At 45.5% G+C, this 11,854-nt stretch carries 10 protein-coding genes; 4 read left to right on the top strand and 6 right to left on the bottom strand.

The window, feature by feature from the left end; all coding sequences use genetic code 11:
- Positions 1-71: 71 nt before the first annotated feature.
- Complete coding sequence (gene cspD / locus ACGF63_RS13125) at positions 72-302, bottom strand: cold shock-like protein CspD (protein WP_152962819.1); 231 nt, start codon at positions 300-302, stop codon at positions 72-74.
- Positions 303-645: 343 nt separating this feature from the next.
- Here cspD and clpS point away from each other — a divergent pair, with 343 nt between their 5' ends.
- Together clpS and clpA are read left to right on the top strand one after the other, a co-directional pair.
- Positions 646-966, top strand: a complete 321-nt coding sequence (gene clpS / locus ACGF63_RS13120; RefSeq protein ID WP_036850957.1) for an ATP-dependent Clp protease adapter ClpS — start codon at positions 646-648, stop codon at positions 964-966.
- A 31-nt stretch (positions 967-997) separates the two neighbouring features.
- Positions 998-3,274 carry an ATP-dependent Clp protease ATP-binding subunit ClpA gene (gene clpA, locus ACGF63_RS13115; protein ID WP_152962820.1) on the top strand — a complete coding sequence of 759 codons (2,277 nt, stop codon included), beginning with the start codon at positions 998-1,000 and terminating at the stop codon, positions 3,272-3,274.
- Between the two features lie 68 nt (positions 3,275-3,342).
- On the opposite strand, the gene infA is transcribed toward clpA, so the two are convergent.
- The 5 genes from infA to trxB all read right to left on the bottom strand — a co-directional run bounded on the left by infA (position 3,343) and on the right by trxB (position 9,006).
- Complete coding sequence (infA, locus tag ACGF63_RS13110; protein ID WP_002211347.1) at positions 3,343-3,561, bottom strand: translation initiation factor IF-1; 219 nt, start codon at positions 3,559-3,561, stop codon at positions 3,343-3,345.
- A gap of 157 nt (positions 3,562-3,718) precedes the next feature.
- The gene (gene aat, locus ACGF63_RS13105; protein WP_036850962.1) at positions 3,719-4,411 is read right to left on the bottom strand and encodes a leucyl/phenylalanyl-tRNA--protein transferase; all 693 of its coding nucleotides are present in this window, start codon (positions 4,409-4,411) and stop codon (positions 3,719-3,721) included.
- 6 nt (positions 4,412-4,417) lie between these two features.
- Positions 4,418-6,169 carry a cysteine/glutathione ABC transporter ATP-binding protein/permease CydC gene (cydC, locus tag ACGF63_RS13100; protein ID WP_387631313.1) on the bottom strand — a complete coding sequence of 584 codons (1,752 nt, stop codon included), beginning with the start codon at positions 6,167-6,169 and terminating at the stop codon, positions 4,418-4,420.
- 2 nt (positions 6,170-6,171) lie between these two features.
- Complete coding sequence (cydD, locus tag ACGF63_RS13095) at positions 6,172-7,941, bottom strand: cysteine/glutathione ABC transporter permease/ATP-binding protein CydD (protein ID WP_387631310.1); 1,770 nt, start codon at positions 7,939-7,941, stop codon at positions 6,172-6,174.
- Positions 7,942-8,046: 105 nt separating this feature from the next.
- Positions 8,047-9,006, bottom strand: coding sequence for a thioredoxin-disulfide reductase (gene trxB, locus ACGF63_RS13090; protein ID WP_152962823.1), 960 nt, complete (start codon positions 9,004-9,006; stop codon positions 8,047-8,049).
- Positions 9,007-9,515: 509 nt separating this feature from the next.
- On the opposite strand from trxB, the gene lrp reads away from it, so the two are divergent.
- Both lrp and ACGF63_RS13080 read left to right on the top strand, forming a co-directional pair.
- Positions 9,516-10,010, top strand: a complete 495-nt coding sequence (gene lrp, locus ACGF63_RS13085) for a leucine-responsive transcriptional regulator Lrp (protein WP_011145896.1) — start codon at positions 9,516-9,518, stop codon at positions 10,008-10,010.
- A gap of 133 nt (positions 10,011-10,143) precedes the next feature.
- Positions 10,144-11,854 (top strand): DNA translocase FtsK 4TM domain-containing protein (locus ACGF63_RS13080; protein ID WP_387631307.1); only part of this gene is annotated, 1,711 nt, incomplete at its 3' end.

Below are 11,854 nucleotides of genomic sequence, written 5' to 3'. Positions count from 1 at the left end.
GGAAGTCATGTCACACCGCAGGCAAAATTGCCTGCGGTGTGTAAAGGTAACACCTGGTTATTACCCATAGGTCAGGTTATCTGGCCTTTGGGATTGTTTTCAAGAGGAACAATAATGCTGGCATGATTTCCCTTTGGGCCTTGATGAACGCTGAAATGCACCTTCTGGCCTGCTTTCAGCGTCCGGTAACCCTCCATCTGAATGGTTGAGTAATGAACAAATATATCTTCTCCGCCGCTTGCCGGACAAATAAACCCAAAGCCCTTAGTATTATTGAACCACTTAACAGTACCTGTCTCCATACTTTTACATCCCTCGTTTAATCATGTCGGTTGAGATGAGTCGTTAATATAACATTCGTAAACAATTACATGTAACCAGTTACATTATCTATGTTTGTTCACAAAACATACTGTAGTGAAAATCAAATTCTCGTCAAGCACAGAACAAATGTCTGGTTGTTTTGAATGACTAAAGTTTGATATAGATAACGATATGAGTTTCGTTCATTCACTTTTATACCGGGGTTTTATAGGGGAATAACCTGTGGTAAACGGAGTTGCCCAGATAATGATAAGATAAATGGGAACGTAATTTATTTGCTGGCAGTGGCTGGTATTAGCGATTAATCCTGTTGGAAAAACAATGAGCGAGTATCATAATAGTTTGAAAAGTAAAGAATTGGTTAAGGATGAGCAACAGCAAAAATTGCAACCGCCATCAATGTATCAGGTCATTCTTAACAATGATGATTACACTCCGATGGAGTTTGTAGTTGACGTATTACGAAAGTTCTTTTCTTATGATGTTGAACGGGCAACGCAATTAATGTTGGATGTCCATTATCAGGGTAAAGCTATTTGTGGGGTTTATACCGCAGAGGTGGCAGAAACTAAAGCGGCTCAGGTAAACATGTATGCCAGGGAGCACGGGCATCCATTACTTTGTACGCTGGAAAAAATCTGACCAAGTATACTGATTTTAGGGGGAGGTGCCTATGCTCAATCAAGAGCTTGAACTTAGTCTTAATATTGCCTTTGCTAAAGCGCGGGATAACAGACACGAGTTTATGACCGTGGAGCACCTATTGCTGGCATTGTTAAGCAATTCATCAGCGCGTGAAGCATTGGAAGCGTGCAAGGTCGATCTGGCTCAATTGCGTAAGGAGCTAGAGAATTTTATTTTACAAACAACACCGTTGCTGCCTGAGAATGATGAACGGGAGACTCAGCCAACTTTGAGCTTCCAACGAGTTCTTCAGCGCGCGGTATTTCATGTTCAGTCCTCTGGGCGTTCAGAAGTTTCCGGTGCTAATGTGTTGGTGGCTATCTTCAGCGAACAGGAGTCTCAGGCTGCTTATTTGCTGCGTAAACATGATGTTAGTCGTTTGGATGTGGTTAATTTTATTTCTCATGGAACGCAGAAAGAAGACAGTGAATCGGATCATCAGGGGATAGGTGCTCAATCTGCGGAAGAACAGCCTGTTGGTGAAGATCGGTTGGAGAATTTTACAACTAATCTTAATCAACTTGCTCAAAGAGGGCAGATTGATCCATTGATTGGCCGCCAGGATGAGCTGGAAAGAACGATTCAGGTACTGTGCCGTCGCCGGAAAAATAACCCACTATTGGTAGGGGAATCGGGGGTAGGTAAAACAGCTATTGCAGAAGGGTTGGCATGGCGGATTGTACAAAAAGACGTACCGGAAGTGATGGCTAACTGTACGATTTATTCACTGGATATTGGTTCATTGCTGGCAGGCACTAAATATCGCGGTGATTTTGAGAAACGCTTCAAAGCCTTGTTAAAAAACCTTGAGCAGGATAGAAAAAGTATTCTATTCATCGATGAGATCCATACCATTATCGGAGCTGGTGCGGCGTCAGGGGGGCAGGTTGATGCGGCTAATCTGATTAAACCTCTGTTATCTAGTGGGCGTATCAGGGTGATTGGTTCTACGACATATCATGAGTTCAGTAATATTTTTGAAAAAGACCGGGCGCTGGCTCGTCGTTTTCAGAAGATTGATATTGTTGAGCCTTCACCAGAAGAGACGGTACAGATTATTAAAGGGTTGCGGCCAAAATATGAGGCACACCATGATGTACGCTATACCACGAAAGCTATCCGCGCTGCGGTTGATTTATCAGTGAAATATATTACCGATCGTCACTTACCAGACAAGGCCATTGATGTTATTGATGAAGCGGGGGCGCGCACTCGTTTGGTGCCGATCAGCCGGCGTAAGAAAACGATCAATGTGTCGGATATTGAATTTATTGTTGCGCGTATTGCACGTATTCCTGAAAAAACAGTTTCGGCTAGTGATAAGGATGTATTGAAGACGCTGGATGATCGGCTGAAGATGCTGGTATTTGGTCAGGATACAGCGATTGCAGCATTAACCGAAGCAATCAAGATGAGTCGTGCGGGATTAGGGCAGGATAATAAACCAGTGGGTTCTTTCCTGCTTGCCGGCCCGACAGGGGTGGGTAAAACAGAAGTCACTATACAGCTTGCCAGGGCACTGAATATCAAGTTATTGCGCTTTGATATGTCGGAATATATGGAGCGCCACACCGTCAGTCGCTTGATTGGTGCGCCACCGGGATATGTTGGTTTTGATCAGGGGGGATTGCTCACGGATGCGGTGATTAAACATCCTCATTCAGTGTTGTTGCTTGATGAGATTGAAAAAGCACATCCAGATGTCTTTAACCTGTTATTGCAAGTCATGGATAACGGTACTCTGACCGATAACAACGGCCGTAAAGCGGATTTCCGTAACGTTATTGTCGTTATGACAACGAATGCTGGCGTACGTGAAACTCAGCGCACATCCATTGGATTTAAGCAGCAGGATAACAGCTCTGATGCGATGGAAGAGATTAAGAAGGTGTTTACACCGGAATTCCGTAACCGCCTTGATGGTATCATCTGGTTTAATGCGCTTTCTATTGAAGTTATTCAACAGGTAGTCGATAAGTTCATTGTCGCACTGCAAGCACAATTGGATGAAAAAGGCGTTTCACTGGAGGTCAGTGCGGATGCCCGTCAATGGTTATGTGATAAAGGCTATGACAAAGCGATGGGTGCCCGCCCAATGGCCCGGGTTATTCAGGATAGTCTGAAGAAACCGTTGGCCAACGAACTATTGTTTGGTTCATTAGTTCACGGTGGTTCGGTTCGTATTGATCTGGATAAGGCAAAACGGGCACTGACTTACGATTTCAGCAATGCTTATAAGCAGAAACCGGAAGACGTAGTGCACTGATAGGGTCACACCACAGGTGAATACAAAGTTGCTATTACCTGTGGTGTAATACCTGAAACGGTAATGAATCAGCGGCTACGGAAGACGATACGGCCTTTGCTCAGGTCATATGGGGTCAGCTCAACTGTAACCTTGTCGCCTGTCAGGATGCGGATGTAATTTTTACGCATTTTACCGGAGATGTGAGCAGTGACTACGTGCCCGTTTTCTAATTCAACGCGGAACATAGTATTTGGCAGCGTGTCCAGCACGGTACCTTGCATTTCAATATTGTCTTCTTTGGCCATCTAATCCTCTAAGTTTAATAACCATCGTTTTTAACCGGCAAGATAATGCCGAAAAACCCTCATTATGTAAAGGAATGTTGTCTTTTAAACCACTATATTTGCAAATAACTCATGGTTGCATTCCCGCCATAATCAACATTGGTTGGTAAAATGTTGATTATAATTCTAGTACTTGTTGTAACCAGCAGCCAGGTTTTAATGACCGGTTTCTGAATTGATAAAGATACTGAATAAACTCTTTCCTGGATATTTCCTTTGCTCCCAGTGAAGCAGTGTGATGATTTAGCACCTGGCAATCAAGCAGTTCACCACCGTATCGCAGAAAATGGTGATAGAAAGCAACGAAAGCGCATTTGGATGCATTCTCCATTCGGCTGAACATAGATTCACCGCAAAATAAAGTGCCAACGCTGACGCCATACAGGCCGCCGACAATATGTTCACCATACCAGACCTCTACCGAATGCGCCTTTCCTGTCTGGTGTAACTCCTGATAACCTTGTTGGATATCCCTGCCTATCCAGGTTCCTTCCTGCCGTTGAGCGCAGTAATGAATCACCTGTTCAAAAGCGTGATTCACCGTAATGCGGTATGGATGATTGCGCAGAAACCGGCGTAATGTCCGGCCAGTATGCAATTCACCCGGCATGATTATCGCACGTGGATCAGGCGACCACCAAAGCGGTATTTCACTTGGTAAAAACCAGGGGAAAATTCCTTGATGATAAGCTGCGCTTAACCGCTCAGGGGATAAATCTCCGCCCACTGCCAGCAGGCCGTTCGGTTCCATTAATGCCTCTGCTGGGTGAGGGAAGTCATATGGATCATCATCCAGTTGAATTATTGGCATGGTGTATTACAGCTCCGATTCAGGACGAATCTGATATTGCCGCTGATAAAACTGATAATAGCGGCTTTGTCGAGCCAGTAACTCATTATGCTGTCCTTGTTCAATAATGGCACCTTCATCCATGACATAAATACGGTCCATATGGTCAAGACCGTACAGACGGTGGGTAACAATAATCAATGTCTTATGCTGGCAACGTTGGCGCAGTAGGGACAGAATTTGTTGTTCAGTATCCGCATCAAGTCCTTCCGTTGGTTCATCCAGTAACATGAGTGGCGCTGAGTGCAGTAACGCTCTGGCAATGCCCAGACGGCGCTGTTCACCGCCGGATAACTGACGACCACCTTCGCCCATCCAGCAGTTAAGCCCCTCATCCGTTTCCAGCAGATTGCTTAAACCTACCTGTTTCAGTACAGTTTTCAGCTCATTATCGGCGGCATTTGGTTTTGCCAATAATAAATTTTCACGCAACGTATGGCTGAATACATGAACACGTTGTGGAACAACCGATATCATACTGCGTAGAGCCAGTTCGTCATAAACAGTAATAGGATGTTGGTTCAGACAGATAGTGCCTGAATCAGCATCCCAGGCACGGGTTAGTAACTGTAGCAACGTAGATTTACCACAACCTGTTTTTCCTAACAGAGCGATATGTTCTCCTGTTTTCAAACAGAGAGAAATATTTTTCAGGACAGGTAATGGCTGACCGGGGTAAGTGAAACTGAGATTTTTAATGTTAATACTGACTTGCTCTGAACTTTCCGGCCCTGACGCCGGAAAAGTCACTTCCGGTTCTTGTTGCATCAATTGGGAAACGTGGGTTGCAGAGGTAATGACTTGTCCCAGATGTTGGAATGCAACCGCGACAGGACCCAGGGTTTCAAAAGCTGCAAGCGAACAGAAGACAAACAGAGCAATCAAAGCGCCTGGATGACTATTATCTCCCACACCATTAGCGGCTATCCACAGGATTAATGTGACGGTCATACCGGTGGCAAAAATCATAATTGCCTGTGACAAGCCGGTCAGATTAGCTTGCTGTTGTTGACGCTTTAGCCAACGTGATTCAACATCCGCCATCGATTCCCGGAATCGTCCAAGAGCGCCGAATACCATCAATTCGGCTTGCCCCTGCAATATCGCCGTGAGTTGGGTGCGGTATTGACCACGCAGAATGGTCAGATCGCGACCGATGGGTTTACCTGCGTGATAAAATACAAATGGCAGCAGGATCAGCAGAGTCAGCATAATACTGCCAAGGGTATAGGCTAATGTGAGATCCAGAAAACCGAGGCCGAAAGTGAGGACGATGATAACGATAACGGCTGCGAATATCGGTGAAATTACCCGTAAATAGAGGTGGTCCAACGTTTCAACATCAGCAACTAACCGGTTGAGTAATTCACCCTGGCGAAAACGGGCGATTCCTCCCGGTGAAAGTGGCAAAATTTTCTGAAAGGCAAATACCCGCAAATGTGCCAGTACACGAAAAGTTGCATCATGGCTGACCAGCCGTTCAGCATAGCGTCCGGCAGTACGAAGAATAGCGGCACCACGGACACCTGCGGCCGGTAGCATATAGTTGAATGTATTAAGTCCGGCAAAACCTGCCAGCGCGGTGCCGGCAAGGAACCAACCAGACAGCGTCAGTAAGCCTATGCTGGCAAGTAACGTAACAATCGCCAGAACCATACCTAAACTGATAAGAAACCAATGGCGGCGATAGAGCGCCAGAAAAGGAAGCAATACCCGCATAACTAAAGCTCCTCACTCCGATGAGATAACAGACGGGCGAATGCTCCCTGAGATTGGCTCAGTATCTGGTAATCTCCCTGTTCAATGATTAACCCTTTTTCCATAACCCAGATCTGATCATATTCCAGCGTTTCTTCCAATTGGTGGGTAACTAACAGGGTCGTTTGGTGATGAGATGCCTGATTCAGTGTTTGCATAACCCGTTGTTCGCTGTGAGCATCCAGGCTGGCGACAGGCTCATCCAGTAATAATAATTGGCAAGGTTTCAATAAGGCGCGGGCAACAGCGATACGCTGGGCCTGACCAACGGATAGTCGTGCTGCATTATCACCAATGATGGTATTCAGCCCATCAGGTAAATCATTAACAAATTCGGTGACGTATGCCTGTTCCATAACCTGATAGATTTGTTGTTGATTTGCATCCGGTTGGTTCAGGCGAAGATTATCAAGCAAAGTCTGCTCAGGCAGGTGTGGATTTTGCCCAACCCAGCTCAGTTGATCACGCCATTTCGGTGGATCTAACTCACGCAGCTCAGTGCCATTGATTTGTATTGAGCCACGATAGGGCAGGAACCCTAACAATAAATTCAAGAGTGAGCTTTTACCTGCTCCGCTTTGTCCAACTAATGCGACCCGTTGATTTTTCTCTATAGTAAAATTCAGCGGGCCAGCTAGCAGGTTGCCATCGTGAGCCAGAATTTCCAGATTATTAGCGATTATCGCCGGCGAACTTTGGCTACTTAGCGTTTTATCGCCACTCGCAGGTGCATGTTCACCCTCACTGTTTAGCAAAGTCACCAATGATTCGGCTGCGCCAATCGCCTGTGCTTTGGCGTGATAATAAGTACCAAGATCACGCAGTGGTTGGAAAAATTCCGGGGCGAGGATTAATACCAGAAAACCAGCAAACAGGGTCACGCCCATACCGTAACTGCCAAAATTAAGCTCACCCAAATAGGAGAAACCAAAATAGACGGCAACGACGGCAATAGAAACAGCAGCAAAGAATTCCAGCACCGCTGAAGAGAGGAACGCCATTCTCAGAACTTCCATTGTCTTGCGGCGGAAATCCTCCGTAGATTCGCTGATTTGTTGTACTTCTGCCTTGCCACGATAAAACAGGCGCAACGTTTCCAGCCCGCGCAGACGATCAAGGAAATTACCGCTCAACCGCCCCAAAGCGACAAAGTTTCGCCGGTTGGCATCTGCGGCGCCTAAACCAACCAGTGCCATAAACAGGGGAATAAGCGGAGCAGTCGCGAACAAAATCAGCGCGGCAGCCCAGTTAACAGGAAATAGGGTGATCAGGATAAGAATAGGAATCATTACGGCGAGATACATCTGTGGCAGATAGCGAGAGTAGTAATCCTGCATATCCTCTATCTGCTCAAGAATAATCGTGGCCCAGCTACCTGTCGGTTTGCCCTTAACCCATACTGGGCCAAGTTGTTCAAGCTTATCCAATACCATCGCGCGGATTTTCTGGCGCACGATTTTGCCACAAATAAAACCGATCCGTTCCCGGATAACACTGATTATTGCCCGCAGAGCGAAAGTTGTCGTCAGCATCCAGAATTTATCCATGATGTACTCGCGGGGAATGTTATCCATGATTAAAGCTTGCAGAATCGAGGCCAGTAACCAGGCTTGAGTGATAATCAACAAACCACTGATTAAGCCAAATAGCATGGACAGGCGGAGCCAGCGCCGGGCCGGAGCACTTTGCTGCTTCAACCAGCGAACCAATTCATACTGTCTTGTTTTGTCCATAGGAAAAATTCTGATTATCAAAAAGGCTGGACTAGTGTCAGCATCCTGCCGATATGTTACATGCGAAAAGACGCTACCGAAATAGCGTCTTGAAAGAAAAAGAGTTTATTTCGCTGCCAGCCCATCCAGAAAACGTTCTGCATCAAGGGCTGCCATACAACCTGTACCAGCGGATGTAATTGCCTGGCGGTAGGTGTGGTCCATTACATCACCGGCGGCGAATACACCGGGAATTGAGGTTTGAGTAGCGTTACCTTGTAAACCGGACTGAACTTTAATGTAACCATTCTCCAGTTCCAATTGTCCTGCAAAGATAGCGGTGTTAGGAGTATGGCCGATAGCAATGAATGCACCGGTAACAGCTAATTCTTCTGTTGTGCCGCTGTGGGTATCGCGCAGACGGACACCCGTAACCCCCATCTCATCACCGAGCACTTCATCCAGAGTACGATTAGTGTGCAGAATGATATTGCCGTTTTTAACTTTATCCATCAGACGGCCAATCAGGATTTTTTCTGAACGGAATGTATCACGGCGATGAATCAGGTGAACTTCTGCTGCAATATTTGCCAGATATAAAGCCTCTTCTACAGCGGTATTACCGCCGCCGACAACGGCAACTTTCTGGTTACGATAAAAGAAGCCATCACAGGTTGCACAGGCTGAAATACCCCGGCCTTTGAATGCATCTTCGGAAGGCAGACCCAAATAACGTGCAGAAGCGCCTGTTGCGATAATCAGTGCGTCACAGGTATATTCTTGTTCATCACCATAAAGACGGAAAGGACGGTTTTGCAGGTCAACTTTTTGAATATGATCAAAAATAATTTTGGTCTGGAATTTTTCAGCATGTTGGTGCATACGTTCCATTAACCTTGGGCCGGTCAGACCTTCAGGATCACCGGGCCAGTTTTCGACTTCCGTGGTTGTAGTCAACTGACCGCCTTTTTCAACTCCGGTAATAAGAACCGGATTTAAATTTGCCCGGGCTGCATAAACTGCGGCCGTATAGCCTGCCGGGCCGGAGCCAAGAATAATGAGTTTATGGTGTTTGGCGGTGCTCATGAATACCTCATTTCCATTTATCGCATATCGTATATTGAGCGATTGTAGGAGAAATAGGAGAGTAAAAAAAGCTAAAAGACTCATGTTACTAACGATTTTACCGATAGATATTAACTGGCAATGACTTTAACCTGAGAAAAGCGTTCTTTTAGTACTGTTTGGTGTTCATTTGCTCATTTTTAATCAATGGTGAGCTATCGAAACGATTAACTGAAAATTTGTTCCACAGGTTGTTCTGATTTTTGTTCATTTACTTTGACAATCGGCTGTGCATTTGCGAAAACATCACTGTAAGAGATAATTATCCACCTCGCTAAATTCGTTTCTATAAAAATCGACAAATCGATATGCGGATAATCTTCTCTGTGCAGCACGAAGAAAATGGCCTGTGAGCTGCTTTACTCTGAATAGAGCGAGGCTCTAACTTTAAAAGACATCTTTTCCAGCTCAGACTCAAGAGAGATAGGGGAAAATGTTATGGGTGTAGGAAAATAAAGAGAGATCAAAAGATGATAGATAATAAAAAACGTCCGGGAAAAGATCTTGATCGTATAGATCGTAATATCCTCAATGAATTGCAGAAAGATGGTCGAATTTCTAACGTAGAACTGTCTAAACGGGTAGGATTGTCGCCGACTCCTTGTTTGGAGCGTGTGCGTCGCCTGGAGCGTCAAGGGTTTATTACTGGCTACACCGCATTGTTGAATCCTCATTACCTGGATGCGTCGTTGCTGGTGTTTGTTGAAATCACCCTAAACCGTGGGGCACCAGATGTTTTTGAACAATTCAATGCTGCTGTGCAGAAATTGGAAGAGATTCAGGAATGTCATTTGGTTTCCGGTGATTTCGATTACTTATTGAAAACCCGCGTACCAGATATGTCAGCGTATCGTAAGTTATTGGGCGAAACTTTGCTGCGTCTGCCAGGTGTTAATGACACTCGCACATATGTTGTGATGGAAGAAGTGAAGCAGAGTAACCGTTTGGTCATTAAGACTCGCTGAAATCTTGTCAAAAAAAATGTACAGGTGCAAAACTGGAAGAACTTAGGTACACTCCTGTTTATGCATACAGTTTCAACGCTGAGCTATCTCGGCGTTGTTCCGTTAAATCAACAGGAAACCTGGAGAGCCTTTCTTGAGCCAGGAATATACAGAAGATAAAAATATTAGGTTGAAGAGACTGAGTAGTGGGCGCAGGCTGTTGGAAGCTGTGTTGCTTGTCATTGTTATCCTAGCGGCTTATCTGATGGTCGCACTTGTCAGTTTTAACCCTTCTGATCCCAGCTGGTCTCAGACTGCGTGGCATGAACCGGTCCATAATTTGGGTGGTGGTGTTGGTGCATGGTTGGCCGATACGCTGTTTTCTGCATTCGGTATACTGGCTTATGCCATCCCACCACTAATGATATTGGGTTGCTGGACTGCTTTCAGACAACATGATGACAGAGAATATGTCGATTTTTTTGTGCTTGCTTTGCGCGTTATTGGTGCATTGGCAATTGTCCTGACTTCATGTGGATTAGCCGCGCTGAATGTTGATGATCTCCATTACTTTGCTTCTGGCGGTATTATTGGCAGTCTGTTTGGCAGTGCCATGTTGCCCTGGTTTAATGAATTGGGCGCGACTCTGGTCTTACTGTGTGTTTGGGCAATTGGGTTTACGTTATTTACGGGTTGGTCATGGTTGACGATTGCTGAAAAAACCGGGGCAGTGATTCTGGGAGCGATAGGATTTATTACCAACCGCAGCCGTCATGAGCAAGAATATACTTTATATGATGAAACGGCTATTGAGCTGGAGAGTTCCACCAATGGTAAAACAGAACCCGAATTTACAGCGGTTGATCATGATGATGTGTTGTTTACGGCACCTTCAGCCGCGGAATTGGCAAAAGCTGAACTGGATGAACCAGAATCAGTGAAAGCAGAAGCTGAAGGAAAACAGCAATCTGATATTCCAACCATTAATATGGCTGATATTGACGCTGAACCTGAAATTCAGGTCAGTATATCTGATGACACTTTATGGTCTCAGTCATTAACAGAAGAACATGAAAAAAACAGTGACAAACCTGCTAGTTACATGTTTGAAATTCCTTCTGAATATAATTTTAAACCTGAATCTGAACTTGCTGTTGAAACGGCTCCAATATTTGAGTTAGCTGGCAACGGGCAAAACAGCAGTGATACCTTCACTTTCACGCCTGAAACAGAGCCAAAAGATATTGCGGCAGCAGCTTCTGCAACGGTTATCACAGGCAATTCTCAGGTGAAACGGGGGATCGGGCCAGAACTGCCCCGTCCTAACCCAGTCCGTTTGCCAACCCGCCGTGAACTGTATGGCATCAAAGTTCCTTCACAGCGTCTTGCAGAACAGCAACAGCGTGAAGAAGAGGCCAGACAACAGATAGATAGTTGTGATGATACTGAGTCTGATAAACAGCAGGAAGAGCTGTTGCGCCAGCAGTTTCTTGAACAGCAGCATGAGCGTTACCGTATCACTGCGGATATCGAAGAGCAGGCCCCAACTCAGCCTCAGATAGTACAGAATCAACCGGAACCGGAAAATCAACTTCCAGTGGAAGAACCGGTTCAGACAGAGGTTGTTAAACAGGCGGTTGCGTCGTGGCAACGTGAGCGTTATCAAGTGCAGGATTACCAGCAGGAAAAAGAACTCTCTACTCTGGAAAGTTTATCGATCTTGAATAACTTCTCACCGGTTGACGATTTAGTTGCAAAAGAGCCGGCAGAGCCGCTGTTTACGCCTTCTGTTCAATCAGTGCCGGAAAGTTTATCAGAACAGCCCACAGAAATTGCTTTTACACCAGCGTCTGTACACAATGTTG

The organism is Photorhabdus sp. RM322S, assembly GCF_042879395.1.
Taxonomy (GTDB): domain Bacteria; phylum Pseudomonadota; class Gammaproteobacteria; order Enterobacterales; family Enterobacteriaceae; genus Photorhabdus; species Photorhabdus khanii.
This window is presented reverse-complemented; position numbering and strand designations above follow the sequence as displayed.

Bases quoted from the DNA above. Each gene is read 5' to 3' on its own strand.
- cspD (WP_152962819.1), bottom strand. From the start codon at position 302: ATGGAGACAGGTACTGTTAAGTGGTTCAATAATACTAAGGGCTTTGGG.
- clpS (WP_036850957.1), top strand. From the start codon at position 646: ATGAGCGAGTATCATAATAGTTTGAAAAGTAAAGAATTGGTTAAGGAT.
- clpA (WP_152962820.1), top strand. From the start codon at position 998: ATGCTCAATCAAGAGCTTGAACTTAGTCTTAATATTGCCTTTGCTAAA.
- infA (WP_002211347.1), bottom strand. From the start codon at position 3,561: ATGGCCAAAGAAGACAATATTGAAATGCAAGGTACCGTGCTGGACACG.
- aat (WP_036850962.1), bottom strand. From the start codon at position 4,411: ATGCCAATAATTCAACTGGATGATGATCCATATGACTTCCCTCACCCA.
- cydC (WP_387631313.1), bottom strand. From the start codon at position 6,169: ATGCGGGTATTGCTTCCTTTTCTGGCGCTCTATCGCCGCCATTGGTTT.
- cydD (WP_387631310.1), bottom strand. From the start codon at position 7,941: ATGGACAAAACAAGACAGTATGAATTGGTTCGCTGGTTGAAGCAGCAA.
- trxB (WP_152962823.1), bottom strand. From the start codon at position 9,006: ATGAGCACCGCCAAACACCATAAACTCATTATTCTTGGCTCCGGCCCG.
- lrp (WP_011145896.1), top strand. From the start codon at position 9,516: ATGATAGATAATAAAAAACGTCCGGGAAAAGATCTTGATCGTATAGAT.